Source organism: Bacteroides sp. MSK.20.12 (genome assembly GCF_019052435.1).
GTDB lineage: Bacteria > Bacteroidota > Bacteroidia > Bacteroidales > Bacteroidaceae > Bacteroides > Bacteroides xylanisolvens.
Map to the genome: position 1 here is coordinate 1 of NZ_JAHQVH010000022.1, position 17,200 is coordinate 17,200.

Consider the following 17,200-nt stretch of genomic DNA (forward strand, 5'->3'; position numbering starts at 1 on the left):
AATTACCGTATTATTTATGAGAATATGAGAAATGAAAATGAAAAATCGTTTGCAGAAGAAAAGAACAAGAGGAATCATTCACCAGGCAGGGAGATGTGTAAATTAAACTATGTATGCTTTATTCTCATTCAATCTCATCGGTCGGTGAACGGCCAGCGCCAAGGAGCAGGACTACCCGTCCCAACGGACGTAAAATTGCAACATTTTAAACCTATCTACAAATTTTATCGCCAGTTGTCGTGCACTAGCTCCCCAGTTAGCCAGTATGACATGGTCCATTTCTTACATATATTGCGATAAGCGAGGTAAAACAGTTTTTTAAGGGCGGTGTTGTTAGGGAACACGCCCTTGTTTTTTTGTCACTTTCCGTATCTGATGATGACAGTCCTCAACTGTATTTATGGTATAAATCATACGATGCATATCCGATGTGAACTGAAAGTATTCAGTAAGTTTTCCCTACGTTCATAATCCTCACATATGACATTCAGTTCTTTCAAAAGCAGAGAAATATTATTCATATTTTCTTTACCTCAAAAATCCATTTTTCGATTAAGACTACAAATAAGTTTTTCACAGTAAAATCAAACGAGAAACACTCCAGCAAAAGATCCTAAAAACAGACTTATCTCTATTATTATTGATATCCCATTTCTTGAATATTTATATTCAAATATCGGCCCAATTTGAGCCGATATTCTTAATTTAAAGGTATACGCAATATCCAACAACCTATCATTCCCAAGATAACTTTAATTGGAATTATATTCTAACCACTTCTTTATAGTTTTTTTGGTTGTTTGTTGTAATCCTTCAAGTTGGTGTGGATCATCGTTCACATATCGTATTATCAGATTAGGATTATCTTGTAGATCTTCATACAATCTTATTGCAAAGAAATTATCCTCTTCTGTTACCATCTTCTCAATCAATAATGGAATGATTTCTTTTCCCATAGCCTTTAAATCGGCATATTGAGGTAAATTTCTTGTAGTAGCAGTGTTATTACTAAGCGAGTAATGCCATGCTTCCTTCCATTCATTAAACAGAGATTCAAACCTTGAACTATCTCTACATGTTTTTACTTTTCTAGCAATCATCATCAACTCATCCGGTGAGAAGATTATATTTTCGTGAATATCCTCACTTATTTCTTTCATTGCATTAGCATCTATTTCACTTAGACTACGGGTAGGAGAAACTGCCCCATAGGTTTCCACAGGAACTCCATACATTCCATTAGAAAACACACTTACAAGGTGCCACAATAGCCACATACGCCCCATCTTAGAATAAGGTGCCTCGCAATGGGGACTACCTCCAAGAGATGCATGCAGAGGGGTATTTCCCCAACCCCAAACTACAGGATAGTATCTTGATATTGAGGTTGCCCCTTTCATGTAATCATAAGCGGCATGATACACGGAACTCGCATTTTCATATCCATATCTTACTTGATCCCAAGTACTAAACTCTATCCACTTATTATTAAACCCCAACGAATAGGCAAAACAATTATATCCAGATGACGGATAATTCATAACAACTGTATTGGAATATTCAACTAAAGGAAACGATTTCCTTAAAGCATTCCTTTCAGCAGAAAAGAGAGGTCGTGGGAAAGAGTTCCTGATCAATTCGCGCTGTTCATCTGTTAATTGAGAATCCCAATTATCAGGAAGAATATACCCTCCCCCTGGTAGATTTGATCGTGTCTTAGCCATCGGTCCAATAATGCTATAAATATAATCCATAATTTCAAGGCTATCAAGCAAATTAACAGTTTGTATAGCCACTTCATTAGCCGGCTTTACAGATTCCTCAACGGTACTTACAATATCTTCGCTACTACAAGCAAAAATACACAACAGAGCGAATACTACAGTTAATTGCTTCATATCACAAGTATTTAAGGTGAATATTATACGAATGTATATATTTTTTTCGAGCATTCCTAACACTTTTCTGTTTTTTTACTCAATAATATTCCATTCTTTTGTTATTAAATGATATAGATGCTAGTGACTTTAAAAACCTTTTGAATATTTTAAAATAGCAGCAGCCAGAGGAGATGCAATCGCATGGTTAAATCTTGGAAATATGTATATGACTGGACAGGAGCATCCTTAAAATAGATGACTTCACCTTATCATTTTCAATAATAAGGTGAAATCAGCATACGATTCAGACTGAAATTATTCAGGTAAAATCTGTTCGATCTCTTTCAACTCATCTGCCGTGAATTCCAAATGATCCAGTGCTTTCAAATTGTCGGCCAACTGGTTGACAGAGCTTGCGCCCACAATCACCGAAGTCATCCGTTCGTCTTTCAATACCCATGCCAGTGCCATTTCAGCAAGTGTTTGTCCACGTCGGAGGGCTATTTCATTCAACTGGCGGGCGGCTTCTACCTTTTCAGGCGTCACTTGCGAAAGCTGGAGAAAACCCGAAGAACGTGCGGCACGAGAACCTTCCGGAATACCATTCAAGTATTTATCTGTCAACAGTCCTTGCGCCAAAGGAGAAAAGGCGATGAAACCGGAACCATATTCTGCTGCCAGCGGAAGTGTTTCCGCCTCCACCTCACGGTCGAACATACTATACCGATACTGGCTGATGAGACAGGGAACACCGGCTTTTGCCATCATTTCATAGGCTATGCGTGCTTGTTCGGGGGGATATTTGGAGATTCCGATATACAGCGCTTTCCCTTGTTTCACGATATCAATCAATGTCTGAATGGTTTCTTCGACCGGAGTAACTCCATCATAACGATGGCTATAAAAGATGTCGAAATACTCCAACCCTGTCCGACGGAGACTTTGGTCAATGCTCGCCATCAGATTTTTACGGGAGCTATTTCCGCCATAAGGACCAGCCCACATGTCATGACCGGCTTTGGAAGAGATGATCATTTCATCCCGATAACCCTGAAAGTTCTCTCGCAAAATTCGTCCGAAATTAATTTCGGCACTTCCGGGAAGAGGGCCGTAATTGTTCGCCAGGTCGAAATGAGTGACACCATGATCGAATGCATACTTAATCATGTCGGTTGCCACATCGAAATTGTCCACACTACCGAAGTTGTGCCACAACCCCAAAGAGATTAAAGGTAACTGCAAGCCGCTCTTGCCACAATATTTATAGGGCATCCGTTCGTAGCGTCCGGCTGCCGGCTGATAACTGAAAGAGTTTTCCATAAAACAGAATGTTTATATTTTCCTTTCACAAAGAAAGGAAAATATATTTTAATAATACTTTTGAACCAGCCTAAATTTTACGGCAGCATTATTTAAATAAAATTTCCATAACAACCCTGACAGTCTCTTTACTTGAGACAATTAAACAAAAATATAAAACCGTTCTACCCCTTACAAAAAACAATAGCCGGTAGTCCACGTTACCTAAAAAAATAGAAAAATATGATAACTATCAAGGTTAAATTCAGAGAATCAACAATTAAGAAAAAGAAAGGAACAATCTATTATCTGTTGACAAGGAATAAAGAATACAGAGAGATAACAACTCCGTATAAGATTCATTCACACGAGTGGAATGAGAAACGTTCGCTAATTGCGATATCAAATGCCGAATATCAGCGCAGATATGAACTGCAACTCATTGAAAACTCCATCATCCGGGATATTCGACACCTTCAGCACATTCTGACAAGTGAAAACAACATTGATACCATCATCAAACTTTTCAAAAAAATTCAAGGTGAAAGCTTATTATCCGTATTCAGCAAGAGTGTCACAAATGATTTGTATATCAAGAACCAACCCCGAACCGCAAAATCATATATAGCTTCGGTAAAAAGTTTCCTCCGGTTCAGAAACGGAGTTGACATTTCTTTCGAAGAACTGACTCCTAAACTTATTTCAGACTATGAAAAATATCTGAAAGAGCAACAGATATGTAATAATACTATTTCATTCTATATGCGAAACCTAAGAGCCATTTATAATAGAGCTGTCGAAGAAAGCTATACAGAACAAAAGCATCCATTTAAAAAAGTATTCGTAGGCAATGATAAAACCATCAAACGGGCAATAGACGAAGATGTCATATCAAGATTTAAAACATTGGATTTATCGTCAAAACCACGATTGGCTTTTTCACGCGATATGTTTATGTTCAGCTTTTATGCACGAGGGATGGCTTTTATTGATCTAGCGTACCTAACCAAAGAGAATATTCAAGGAGAATATATTATTTACCGACGCCATAAGACCGGACAAGAACTTAGCATAAAACTAGAAATATGCTTAAAAACTATTATTGATAGATACTCTCATAACAGTAACGGAACTTTCTTATTTCCTGTTTTATCAGAAAGTACACAGAATTATGATAGTGCCTTGAGACTCCATAATATTCATTTAAAGAAAATCTCCGGCTTCATGGGACTTCCCAAACCTTTGACTTCATACGTGGCGCGCCATAGTTGGGCTACACTAGCCAAGAAAAAAGGTATATCTACACAAATCATCAGTGAAAGTATGGGACATAATAGCGAAAAGACAACCCGAATATATCTCTCATCTCTTGACAGGTCCGTGATTGATGATGCTAATGCCAAACTGATTTCCAGTATATAAGAATATATGCAGGACTGCAAGATGGAATTAAAGTCTATGCATAATCAATTGATTTACACATTATTGTTCACTGCAATTCTTTCTCTTCAAAAGAGACGGAATAAAATATTTATTTGCAAAATAAACAATTTAAATCTTTACTCGCAAGTATTTCTCAAACAATATTTAAGCTATATTCAAAATAATCAACCCACTATGAATTCAAGTTACCGCAAATATATTTACCCATATTTCATAAATAAAAGAAACTTTCCGTCAGCCAAGCGCATAACTATACAGCTAATTATAAGACTATTACGCGCATAGTACAAGTTTTATTCCGTCTCTTTTGAAGAGAAAGAATAGGCAGATATTACATTTTTTTCAATTAACGAAACAAACTGGCAAATAGTACAAGCTTAAAAACACACATACAAAAATAATCAACAAGTAAATATAATGAAAATAAGAAGTATTTTCACCCTCCTCATCCTAACCCTCCTCGTTTCATACTCGAGAGCGCAGGATATAGCCATAAAAACAAATTTACTTTACGGAGGTTATACCTATACCCCGAATCTTAGTCTTGAAATAGGTTTGGGTAAAAGAAGCACACTCGATTTAGGCGGCGGCTATAATCCCTGGAATCTTGACGGAACGGCTGAAAACAACAAAAAACTAGTCCACTGGCTAGGCGAAATAGAATATCGTTACTGGCTATGCCAACGCTTCTCCGGCCACTTTCTCGGAGTGCACGTTCTCGGTAGCCAATATAATATTGCGCAACAGGATTTGCCACTCATATTCGGGAAAGGTTCTAAAGAATACCGCTTCGAAGGCTATGGCTACGGAGGGGGAATTTCATACGGCTACAACTTCTTTCTAGGCATACGATGGAGTATTGAAGCCAATCTAGGAATCGGATATGCACGCTTGCACTATGACAAGTACAAATGCCAAAAGTGCGGCGAAAAAATCGGAACAGAAAGCAGAAATTATTTCGGTCCTACGAAAGCGGGAATATCACTGATATATTACCTTAAATAGACAAACAAACATGAAAAGACAATATATGCTATTCGTCATCGTGTTGTTGTTCTGCACGAACACATCAGCACAGCAAAAAGAGTATTCCGGGAAAATACACGTCACGGCGCTGTCCCTGCAACAGGAAGGGGATTCAGTGTACGTGAAACTCTCTTTCGACATTTCCGGGGTAAACGTAGATTCACGCCGTTCGATCAGCCTGATTCCCGCTCTGGTAGCGGCAGGCGACAGGCTGGACCTGCCCGAAGTAGTCGTCAAAGGACGTGAAAACTATAACGTGTACCGACGGGAAACCGCCTTGATGAGCAACCGGGAAAAAGCGACGTATGCCGCAGAAGCTCCGTATGCAGTCGTCCCCGGATTCAAATCGGAGAACGCAAAAACAATTGCATACAGCGTAGCCGTGAAATACAACCCGTGGATGGCGGACGCAAAGCTGGATATGTATGAAGACCTTTGCGGCTGCGGCAATCCTGTGCGGAGGATAGGCATCACCATGCTTGCCAACCGGATAACGCCAGAGAAAATAATAGAGCCGTACGAAATAACTCCCAGCATGGCATACGTGCAACCTGTCGTCGAACCGGTAAAAAGACGCGAAATCATCAGCGAGGCTTTTCTGGATTTCGTTGTAAACAAGACCGACATCCGCCCCGATTACATGAATAATCCGCAGGAACTGAAGAAAGTCACCGACCTCGTTGCCGGGATAAAAGACGACCCGGACGTCACAGTCCGCGCAATCAACGTAATCGGTTACGCTTCACCGGAAGGCTTGCTGTCCAACAATCAACGGTTGTCCGAAGGCCGGGCCAAAGCACTGACCGGTTATTTGGCTTCACGATTCGATTATCCGCGGAGTTTATACCAAGTCGCTTTCGGGGGTGAGAACTGGGACGGACTCAAAGAATGTGTAGAGGCGTCCCAAATGCCGTATCGTAAAGAAGTTTTAGAGTTCATCGGGTCTTTCCCGGCCGAATGTGGCTACGCTGACCAAGTGAGGCGCAAAAAAACATTGATGAATCTGAAAGGCGGCGAGCCATACAGATACATCATCCGGGAGTTCTGCCCCTTGCTTCGCAAAGCGATTTGTAAGATTGACTTTGACGTCAGAAATTTCAGCATCGAACAGGCTAAAGAGGTATTCAAAAGCCGTCCGCAAAACCTTAGCTTGAATGAGATGTTCCTTGTTGCCAACACCTACGAAAAGGGATCACAAGAGTTTATCGACCTGTTCGAAACTGCCGTGAAGCTATATCCCGACGACGTGACCGCCAATCTGAATGCAGCAGCAGCCGCGTTGTCACGCAAAGATACGGTCTACGCCAAGCGATATTTGAGCAAAATAGAAAAATCACTCGATATCCCCGAATGCCACAACACAATGGGAGTACTGGAAATGCTTTGCGGCAACTATGACAAAGCAGCATCACACCTGAACAAAGCAACGGAAGCCGGACTGCCGGAAGCCAAACAAAATCTGGCAGAAATGGCAAAGAAGCAGGAGAATGCCATTCTTATCAGGCAACAACAGTCAAAGAAAAAACAGCAGAGATAAACAACAAAGATTAATAACAGAGATAAATAACTGATTTATAAACACTTTTAAAAAACAGGAAAGCATAACAAAAAACAACCTCCTACAGGTAAGCATTCACCTATAGTTTGTTTAGGGACCAAACTATCAAACGGGCAAAACAAAAGCTAAAGCAAAAGCTGACGCAATTATTAAACATTTTATTTATAAAAACAATGAAGAAAATTATTTTCATGGCTTTATTCGCCGCCACTCTCTCCGCTTGCTCCAATGAGAACAACGAGGTGACCCAAGAAACAACGAACCTGAAATCACTCGATTTTTCTTTTGATGTCGCTACTCCTAAAACGAGAATGAGCGATGACGAAGTGACCACAGCAATAACAGCGGTCAGAAGCAATATTCAAAACATTACCATCGAGTATTTCAACGCATCCGATGCTTCGCTTGGCACGTATGACTTTACACCCGAGCAGGTAGCTACGGCAAAAGGTGACGACCAGACTGCCGCTGCTGCAGGCCGCAAACCCGTTAATATTAGCAACATTCCCAGCGCTACGACTAAAGTGAACGTTTATATGAACGTTGATAAGAGCGCTGCCGACATCAATGACTTGCAGATAGGATACACGAAGATGGAATATCGTGGTACACCTGAAGATATCACATTGAAAACACCAGGAGGGGAAAGAACAGACGGCAGCACGAACGACCTTTACAGTGTCGAAGTTTCCGTGGCGCCTGTATTGTCACGTTTCGAGTTTCACGGCAAGGCATCAGACATTAAGGTGAATAGTTCAACAAGCGGTACACTACCAACCGGAGTTACAAACGGAACAAAAGACCAGGCTAAAGCCCATGTAAGCGATGCCACAATTGCAGCGGCAGAGAAAGCCGCTCAAGAAGCGTGGAGAAAAGCAAATCCGGGAGTTGCGGATCCTTCGCCATGGAGCTTCACATACACCGTCACGTATGAATACGATGCTGCATACACGATTACAGATATTGACGGATATTATATGAATAATATTCCTCTCACCAAAGGTGGAAATCTGGTCATAAATGCCAACAACGGTACAGGTGACTGGAACGATGCTGCTAAGGATAAATATAAAATAGATGGTGATATGGAAAAAATGTTCGATACCACTGTAGAAGCAGACAAAGTTATCGCATACAATTTATTCCCTCAAACAGCAACAAACGGCACAGGCGCCAGCACTACCGATGTAAAAACAAGTATGCCGCACTTCGTCCTGAAACTTGCCACTAGCGGTACAGCCTCCACCCGATGGCTGACAATCCGTGCATTGAAAGCTGCGGATGCATTGGTTACCTCTTTCGACGCCGGCAAAGTATATGTACTGAATGCCGCCGATATTAATATCAATCAATATTCCGCCAAGCTGAAAGTTACCGCTAACGATACAGCTGGTCCTGAAATACCGGAACCCATAGACCCGACAGACCCGAATCCGGAACCGGTAGGCAAAGACCTCGACGTTCTTGTCAAGATCACCGAGTGGACCATTGTCAACGTGAAACCCGAGTGGTAATTACGACCATTACCGGACGTTAAACGACGCATAAAAAAGGGGGGACGTGGCTGATTACCACTTCCCTTCACGAAGCCGTCTCCCTTCCCCCGGAAAGAATGACGGCAACGGGTGATAACCGCACCCTGTAACGGTTAGTATGAGATTCATTTTTTGATGCAGAATTATGAGAAAAGTCTTTTTCGTAGGGTTGATTGCCATGCTGACAGGTTGTAGCCAGGAGAGCCGCGTTGCTTCGCCGGAAAACTCCGGCATCGAGCTACAAATTAATTTATCGTTAGGCAGCGTCTCCACCAGAGCCGTAGACGCCCCCATCACCGGCAACGACGGCAAAGGATATGTACTGCCTTTTACAGAGGTAAAAACGCTGAAAGTCGATTTATATAAATCTCTTGAAGCCGCTCCTATATTCACCTATACAGCCACCGATGCAGAGATTGCAGGCATCAGGAATACCGCCACCGGAGAGTTGGCAAGACTCTCCATACCCAAGATTCCGGTAACAACCCAATACGTGAAAGTGACGATAAACCGGTTTAAAGAGGAGAATCCGCTTATCAACCAGTTACAGGTGAGCAGTCAGGACGACCCGCCCGCCCCTACCATGAACCGGACAGAGATTCCTTACGAAGGAGTTACCAAAGAAATTATCGTCATCCCCGAGGAATCTGACCCTTTCTCCGTCAAGGTGAAAGCCATCGTGGAAGTGGCTCCCGTATTGAGCCGGTTTGAAATCATACCGGGGGAAATCGTGGTCACCAACCCTGCAACCACAGGCGCTTCATTCGACTGGACGGACGGAACCGCAGGCAGAGACAAAATCAAGAACTTCACCGAAGCCGATATCACCGCAGCCGAAGCAGGCGCGCGGGAGAATTTCAGGAAGAAATACGGAACGAACACTACCGCTGCCGCTATCTATTCCTATCGTGTCCGGCTCATCCGGTCGCCCTTCCCCGACGGCTTCGATATCAACAGCACGCCAACCGGATTCTATTTTTATATGAATTATTTCAAGCCGAGCCTCAACGCCGCCACTATCATAAAGAATACAAACGATGGTATCTCCGACTGGAACATGATCACAGGTTTTGCTGAATACAAGAAAGGAGGACAGCAGTCCAATATGTATGACGCAAGAACATCAGAGACTACAAAGGTGAACGCTTTTCATCTTTTTCCCCAATCGATGGCGGCAGACGCTACTTTGCAACAAATCAAAGACGGAATGCCTCATCTGATTATGGGCTTTAGTACCGATAAGATAAAACGCTGGTTGACGGTCAGGGCATTCAGCGACAAAAGTAATAATGAAATTATCAACGCATTTAAGCCGGGGTATTGCTATTCCCTCGACCTTGATGATGTCGTTATCACCCCATGGTCATTGGGTTTGGACGTTCGCATTACCGATGGCGATAAGGCAACGGAATCTGATCCCATCATCAAAGATTTCGATCAGACGTCTCACGTGCCCGAACCTGAAGGCGCAGATCTCGCACTCGGACTTCGTGTCTCCAAGTGGAGAGACAAAGACTTGGAAGTAGAACTTTAACCGGAGAAAATAAAAGAAAGAATGAATAGAACATACTTCATAGGAATACTCCTGATTACTGCATCTCTTTTCGCAGGATGCACCAAAGAGAACACGGAAGATTGCTTTTCGGGACTCAGACTCGATTTCTACTTCACCCATCATACCGGCAACGGCAATCTCTTTGGCGAAAAGGTGCGGCGGATTCACGTGTACCTGTTTGACACAGACGGCATACTTCAACTCCACGCGACAGACAACGGAGACAAACTGGAATATAGTTACCTGCAAAACGGACAGATACAGACGGTGTCAAAACCGAACCCGTGGGGAAAGCTCTCTGACGAGTATGTGATGAATCTGGATAAAGTGCCGCCGGGAAAATACAGGATTATATCATGGGCGGATAACGGGCAGAAAGACAACACTACTTATCTTCATGGAGAAATGAAAAATCCTGCAAGCCATAATTTAAGGAAAGACGTCACACTGGGAGCGACAATGGCGGACGACCTCTATATGTTCCTAAAATGCCGGACGGCATCCGGACTGCCCGAAGAACTTGTTCCGGAAGCAGAGGAGATAAACGACCTGTGGTATGGCGCGGCAGGATCCCGCCATCCCCAAAGCGATATATATACCTATGAAACCGTGGAAGTTAAAAACAGCGTGGTCACTACACGCCGCATCGAACTAATCCGCAACACCAACCTACTGAAAATCACTTTAAGCGGAACGGAGCATCTCACGCCAGAAGTCCGGGACACGCCCGCCGCGAACCGGGATACGGACTTCAAACTGTGGGCAGTTGCCACCGACGAGAGGTATAAGTCCGACAACACATTTGACGGGTACACCCGCTCCGTCCGCTACTCTCCATTCAAGACATCGATGGACGCGAACACGCTCTCTGCCGACATCAAGGTATTGCGGCTGACAATGGACCGCCCGGTGCTTTTATATATCGAGACACCCGGCGGACGCAGGATTCCGGAACAGCCGATTGACATCGTCAGTATGCTGTTCAAGGCACGTAACCCCGACACGGGAGCGTATATCTACCAATCGCAGAGTGATTTCGACCGGATATACGAACATCCGGTGGAAGTACGCATCGGCGCTAACCTGAACATCAGAATCTTTATCGGAGAATGGGAAATTGTGAACGTAAAACCTGCTGAATAGGATATGAAAATGAGAATAAGATATAGAATACTGGCATTGGCCGCGGCCGCGCTCCTGTCGGGCTGCGCCAAAGAATCCGCTGTGATGAACCTGCCTGAAGCGGAGAAAGTGACCGTACAGATAAAGACCAAAGCCCTTACCGGCAGCGTGGTGGAGGGAGTGACCATAGAGAAAGTGCGTTTCATGCTCTTTCAGAATGAGACATTATTAAATAATTATACCACTTCCAACGGGACGCTGAACATTGACGACAGCGGGTTGTTCAATCTTGCTGTCAGCCCGGGAGTATATTATTTCGCCGCCATCATCAACGAGACGCCCGAACTGACGGAGAAACTGAATGCCGTGACGAAGCGTACTGATATCGACGGCGCCGGATTCGACTGGCAAAACAGCACGCTGACCTCCAGCAATATGCCGTTGGCCAATCTGGGTGAGATAAAGATTCAACCGGGAACGACGTCCGGACAAGGAGTGGTGCAACTGCGCCCCGTATACAATTCGGAAAGCAGCAGATACAAAGGTGGCTTCACGGCTGCATCCGCAACCGCAAGCATCGATATGCCCCGCGTGATGTCGCAAGTATCCGTGTTTTTGCGACAGGACGATGCGGTGACGGAAGAAATAAAAATCAGCAACGTGCAGGTTAGCAATATACCACGCAACAGCTATCTGGTAGACCGGCTGGATGCCGACAATACCAAACAGGATCTCTTCAATGGTTCCGAAATGACCATTTCCGCATCCGAGGGAGACAAAGAGTACAACGGCAAACTGTATCATACCTTTCCAACCGCCATTATTGCGGAAAAATCGTTCTATGAGAATGGAACGGACGACGGAACAAAAGCTACTGACCCGGATAATGCCGCTTATTTGTTTATCAACGCAACTTATGGGGGCGTACCCACTACGTACAAGATACTGCTCCGTGAAGGAGATGCTAATTTCAGACTCCTCCGTAATACCAATTATAATGTCTATGCGACCATTAAACAGATAGGCAGCAAAGGCATCTATGTGGTGATTGAACCTGTCAAGCTGTACAACATCACGGTAAACTGGAAGCCGGTAGAAGGACTGGTCATCGTGAGTGACCGGGAGGCGGACTTCAACAAGAATGTCAATGTGTGGAGTGACTACACGGCTTATTCCGGCATACTTAAAGTATATAAAGGCGACGCCTACCACGATGCCCTGTTCAAATACGGCAGCCTGATAGCGACCGGTAATGATGCGACAGTTACCGAGGAGAAGAATTTCGTCGCGCCAACGGGTGCCACAACAACCAATGACGTAGTCTGGTATCCCGGAAATTTCAATGTGACGGGTATCGGTAGCTGGGATGATGTCCCTTATATCACGGATGCGAGCAATATCCCATCAGGGAATACGCCCGAACTGGTAGCACAGGGTAAGGGAGATCCCTGTCGTCTGGCAGCATTATCCCCTCATCAGATAGGTGTGGAAGGGAAGGTAGACAACCAACAGTGGCACATGGCCAATCCTACCGAATATGCCATATTGATGAAGGCAGCAAACGGGGCAGAAAGTGAAAATAATAATGGATACTGTTCTTTTCATGAACTGCTGATACCCAACGTCAAGTACCGCAATGAAAGCGGAGTGCTGGTTTCCTCCCATAATTACAAGGGAAACTATTGGAGCACGGAAAGCAACAAGGCATTCTCCTTCGACAGCCAGAATCCGACAGCAGCAGTGCTCGGCGCAGCCGCTCCCGGACAAGGATATACCGTTCGTTGCGTAAGAAACAACATTCCTGCAGCCCGTATAACAATCAACCCGCCTACGTCCGTAAACTATAAGGGAGCAGCCATCAACGGACTGCCTTTCTATGTGGACAGTAACGTGCCATATTGGAAAATGGAACTTATCAAGAGCGGAGACCACGTAGGAACTTCCATGAATTTCGATGACTTCTCATTCACACCTTTAGCCACAGGAGTTATGCACGAAATCGAAGGTTCTTATACCCAGACTCCCAAAGCGTACATCGCACGCAGAGAATCAAGGACCGAAGACCGCACCTTTGGAGTGAAGTTCACTTCCATGCACTTCACCGGTGAAGAGACTACTTATTATTTCACGATAACACAGAACAGATATAGCATCAGAGGAATACCAAGTATTAATGGTCTGGGAACCGATAATAGAATAAAAGGAGAGGGAGGCAAGTATACCATACATATCGAACTTACTCCTGACGACGTAGCCATGCCCACAGGAGCTCAACTTAAAGTCCGGTATACTTATCTCAGCGCTCCCCGCGGTGAAGAAAGCACAGTTGCAACCATTACAGATGGAAACCAACATGGATATGACGTGGAACTGAATATTCTCGCTAATGATACGCCGGATGTTATCGGACTTTCTTTTGTTGTATATATGAAAGAGAAAGACGAATCTGGGTATCGCGATATATCATCAAGCTCTTATAGTTATTACCAAAACACGAAGTGACCATGAAAAATAAAACTACAAATATACTGATAGTGCTGACAATAATGGCTCTGACCTCATGCATCAGAGAAGAACTGTTGTCATCTTCCGGCAATGGAGAAGAAGGCGAACGCGTAAAAGTAGCGCTTAGCTTTAAGATACCCCCGGCTTCTATCCCGCAGCAGCTACAATCGAGGAGCGAATCCGCCGGCAGAGGCTTTTCCATTGAATTCTTCAAAGAGACATCTCCGGCCAAAACACGTTCGGGAGAGGTGACGGAACTGTACAATCTATGGTTGTTTCAGTTTCATAGCGACGGCTCCATACATGGCTCGCCCCAGCAGGTTTCCGGCGAGGTGACTATGGTAAACGACATGGCTCTGCTGAATGTCACGCTACGCGTGGGCACTGACCAGACGCTTTACCTGGTAGCTTTAGGCAAAAAAGTAACCGTAGCGGCCAACCTGGCGGAAATACGAAACATCAACGAACTTGAAAACCTGCAACTGGATTATGTTGACAACAGAAACGGGCTCTACTATTCGCGGATAACCAATGAGAGCGAAATTCCATACGCCGGAGCCGCAAAAGGCGTCAGCGTAAGAAAAACCGGAGATAGCGACAACGGTGAAATTGTCTACGGCACACCGGATGGTTTCTCCGGCGGTATAGAAGTTAAACGGCTGGTATCCCGCATCACACTGAAACATAAATTCGATGTCACGGAAAACACGCTCGAAGGTATGAGGTTACTCAAAGTACCCACCAAATTATGTATCAACCCCGCATCGGCAGATAAAGACGTAATAGACAATATCCCAATGGCAGACCTGGAAAGCGACAATGCTTTCGAAGACGCAGACAAGGACACGGACGGCTTCTTCACATCGCAATGGTATGTTGCGCAGAACAAACAAGGAACCGTAGCAGATATAGCATCCGAAAGGGACAGATACCGGAAAGTGACCGACGGAACGGGAAAAGCGCCCGAAGCCGGTACAAATATCGAAGCGTGGTCATACGCCAAAAGCAGTCGAAGTCTTTATACAGTCCACCAGATATATGTTGGAAATAACAACACGGATAATTTTGATGTGGAAATAAACAGCTATTATGATCTCCGAACAATCATCAATTCTGTTGATCTTAATGATGGACGTATCCGTTCATATACGGCCGAACAGAAAGTTTATCTTTCAGCAATATCACGCAAAATTTCCGGTGACGATAAAACGACAACAATAGATGGAGCATCTGGTGTTTATTTTGACGCTCATTATGGATGGCGGCCGGTTATCATCTATGCACAAGGGCGTAAAGTAACTGTCGGCATTTACAAGGATGCAACATGCACACAATTAGTTAACATAGGTTCTCCAACAGAGAACTGGCTGCAACTTTCATCCTACCCCAATTATACGGAAGTGGTGCGCAATGGTAGCGCAAAGACACTCACCAATCAGATAGAAACCAATATTTTCGTGCCAACACGATTCAAACTATACCTATATGCGGACGAGTATATCACCGATGAGAATGGGATGATTGTAACCCCCGAATTCGATAGAAACAAGATTTATAAGGCTGTTACAAACTACACCCCTTCCGATTTCGTATATGAGCGAACTCTCTACGTAAAAGTGACTACCGAAGATATTACCGCCGAAGGAATTTCCAAAAAACGTGAAGGAATATATACCATTAAGCAAAAAAGAGGACATTATGCCGGTCTGTTTGGCGGTGAAATAAAAGATGGGCAATACACAGAGGGGCTCATCATCGATGCATTTAATGAAAACAATAACAGAATTGACGATCAAATAACACCAGCAGAGTACATATACTCCGGATATTATAATGTCCTGACCAATTATACATGGAATCAGAATCAGGATGCCGAAACAAACTACCGCAGTTTTATGAACGGTAAACAAGCAACATTCAATTTAGCAACAAATCCCGATAACTACGTTGTTAATTACAACAAGGAGAGTATCATTCCAACTATGCGAAAAATCAATGGTAATATAGACTTATATCAATATAATTACTATAACAGCTTCCATGCAAGATTCTGTCATGACTTAAATAGAGATAAAAACGGAAACGGTGTGATAGATTATCTCCCGAACGATCCTGATAATAATGAACTGGAATGGTATTTACCATCCACATATCAAGCATTAGGGATACTAGCCTCCGCCGGAACTATTATTTATGACGCCCCGAATGCATTAGCATCGGAACTTAATATTACCAGTGCTCCCGGCTGGTCGATAGAACAGGCAGGCTGGACTTCCGCCAACACAAGTAAAGACAGTTGGAAACGGGTTCGCTGTGTCAGAGACATACCTGTTCCTCCAGAAAGAAAAGCAGGAACCAAAGTAACCACATATATAGACAATGGAGACACCTATGCCATGATAGATTTATCCACTCTGCCTTACGGAATCATAGATAGAACGACTGCCGAAGGGAAATCCGAGCTATATGAGGAATTGGATCTATATAGTTATTCTACAAAAGGTACAGAATACGACCCGACCAATCCTCAAGCAGATACTTCCCAACCATTAGGCAAAAAAGTTTCTCGCGTGAGAAAAAATTATCCGATACTCTACAATAGTACCGTTACCCCCGAAATTTTAGTTTCTTCTTTTTCATCATCCAGATTTATTGTATCGCCTACGGACGTGTACAATGACGGTGATACGCAAAATAATCTTGCCAGTGATATACTCAAAGATACCGAAGGGAATCCGGGAGCAAACAGCATCACTATGACTTGGGCGGAAGCAAACGGTAGACTCAATACTGCCAATAGCCAAAATTGGGATATCCCATCACAAGCCACGAATACCGGATGCTACGCCTATAGAGGAAAGAGTGGAAAAGACGAACCGGGAAGCTGGCGTGTGCCGAATAGTCGGGAACTATCCATGATTTTAATATTCGTTCATGAATTAGAAAAAGACTTTTCTGAAACAGGATTTGAGGCATTAAACAAAAATAAGGCAAAAAGTTATTCCTATGGATATTGGAGTTCCACACAAGCATCTAAAAAAAGTTGGGATTCAACAGAAGCAACAAGTGGTGCTATTGATGCCAATTATGGTCTTACGATATATCATAGATCCAAGGCATCTTATAATAGTTATAATCGGTTACGCTGTATCAAGGACATCCCGTAGATTTAGCAAAATTAAACTTACCAATCAGATTATTGGAAACTTCATTTCCGAATTTTAACCAACAATTTGTTCCTCACCGAGAAACTGTAGTTTCCTCGGTGTGGAAACAC

General features: G+C 43.6%; 10 protein-coding genes and 1 pseudogene. 8 read left to right on the top strand and 3 right to left on the bottom strand.

Annotated features, from left to right (window positions below; all coding sequences use genetic code 11):
- Positions 1–171: 171 nt before the first annotated feature.
- The 3 genes and pseudogenes from KTR06_RS24505 to KTR06_RS12840 form a co-directional block, all read right to left on the bottom strand.
- Positions 172–456 (bottom strand): annotated as a pseudogene (locus KTR06_RS24505) (transposase); the annotation flags it as partial.
- Between the two features lie 296 nt (positions 457–752).
- Positions 753–1,952: a hypothetical protein gene (locus KTR06_RS12835; protein ID WP_217290401.1), complete on the bottom strand. Its 1,200-nt coding sequence runs from the start codon at positions 1,950–1,952 to the stop codon at positions 753–755.
- A 243-nt stretch (positions 1,953–2,195) separates the two neighbouring features.
- Entirely contained in the window at positions 2,196–3,200 is a 1,005-nt protein-coding gene (locus KTR06_RS12840; RefSeq protein ID WP_008645788.1) for an aldo/keto reductase, read from the bottom strand.
- A gap of 222 nt (positions 3,201–3,422) precedes the next feature.
- Between KTR06_RS12840 and KTR06_RS12845 the strand changes: the two genes are divergently transcribed.
- The 8 genes from KTR06_RS12845 (at position 3,423) to KTR06_RS12880 (ending at position 17,090) form a co-directional block, all read left to right on the top strand.
- Positions 3,423–4,601: a site-specific integrase gene (locus tag KTR06_RS12845; RefSeq protein ID WP_087323014.1), complete on the top strand. Its 1,179-nt coding sequence runs from the start codon at positions 3,423–3,425 to the stop codon at positions 4,599–4,601.
- A gap of 438 nt (positions 4,602–5,039) precedes the next feature.
- Positions 5,040–5,627 carry a DUF3575 domain-containing protein gene (locus KTR06_RS12850; protein ID WP_004313482.1) on the top strand — a complete coding sequence of 196 codons (588 nt, stop codon included), beginning with the start codon at positions 5,040–5,042 and terminating at the stop codon, positions 5,625–5,627.
- A gap of 10 nt (positions 5,628–5,637) precedes the next feature.
- Entirely contained in the window at positions 5,638–7,185 is a 1,548-nt protein-coding gene (locus tag KTR06_RS12855) for a DUF3868 domain-containing protein (protein ID WP_217290402.1), read from the top strand.
- Between the two features lie 194 nt (positions 7,186–7,379).
- Positions 7,380–8,720, top strand: coding sequence for a membrane lipoprotein lipid attachment site-containing protein (locus KTR06_RS12860; protein ID WP_008645776.1), 1,341 nt, complete (start codon positions 7,380–7,382; stop codon positions 8,718–8,720).
- A gap of 166 nt (positions 8,721–8,886) precedes the next feature.
- Positions 8,887–10,275: a hypothetical protein gene (locus KTR06_RS12865; RefSeq protein ID WP_008645775.1), complete on the top strand. Its 1,389-nt coding sequence runs from the start codon at positions 8,887–8,889 to the stop codon at positions 10,273–10,275.
- Between the two features lie 21 nt (positions 10,276–10,296).
- The gene (locus KTR06_RS12870; RefSeq protein WP_087323008.1) at positions 10,297–11,439 is read left to right on the top strand and encodes a FimB/Mfa2 family fimbrial subunit; all 1,143 of its coding nucleotides are present in this window, start codon (positions 10,297–10,299) and stop codon (positions 11,437–11,439) included.
- A 9-nt stretch (positions 11,440–11,448) separates the two neighbouring features.
- Entirely contained in the window at positions 11,449–13,920 is a 2,472-nt protein-coding gene (locus KTR06_RS12875; protein ID WP_229127533.1) for a DUF4906 domain-containing protein, read from the top strand.
- Positions 13,921–13,922: 2 nt separating this feature from the next.
- Positions 13,923–17,090, top strand: coding sequence for a DUF4906 domain-containing protein (locus KTR06_RS12880; protein WP_008645770.1), 3,168 nt, complete (start codon positions 13,923–13,925; stop codon positions 17,088–17,090).
- Positions 17,091–17,200: the final 110 nt, after the last annotated feature.

Coding starts and splice junctions, on each gene's coding strand:
- KTR06_RS12835 (WP_217290401.1), bottom strand. CDS start 1,952: ATGCTCGAAAAAAATATATACATTCGTATAATATTCACCTTAAATACT.
- KTR06_RS12840 (WP_008645788.1), bottom strand. CDS start 3,200: ATGGAAAACTCTTTCAGTTATCAGCCGGCAGCCGGACGCTACGAACGG.
- KTR06_RS12845 (WP_087323014.1), top strand. CDS start 3,423: ATGATAACTATCAAGGTTAAATTCAGAGAATCAACAATTAAGAAAAAG.
- KTR06_RS12850 (WP_004313482.1), top strand. CDS start 5,040: ATGAAAATAAGAAGTATTTTCACCCTCCTCATCCTAACCCTCCTCGTT.
- KTR06_RS12855 (WP_217290402.1), top strand. CDS start 5,638: ATGAAAAGACAATATATGCTATTCGTCATCGTGTTGTTGTTCTGCACG.
- KTR06_RS12860 (WP_008645776.1), top strand. CDS start 7,380: ATGAAGAAAATTATTTTCATGGCTTTATTCGCCGCCACTCTCTCCGCT.
- KTR06_RS12865 (WP_008645775.1), top strand. CDS start 8,887: ATGAGAAAAGTCTTTTTCGTAGGGTTGATTGCCATGCTGACAGGTTGT.
- KTR06_RS12870 (WP_087323008.1), top strand. CDS start 10,297: ATGAATAGAACATACTTCATAGGAATACTCCTGATTACTGCATCTCTT.
- KTR06_RS12875 (WP_229127533.1), top strand. CDS start 11,449: ATGAGAATAAGATATAGAATACTGGCATTGGCCGCGGCCGCGCTCCTG.
- KTR06_RS12880 (WP_008645770.1), top strand. CDS start 13,923: ATGAAAAATAAAACTACAAATATACTGATAGTGCTGACAATAATGGCT.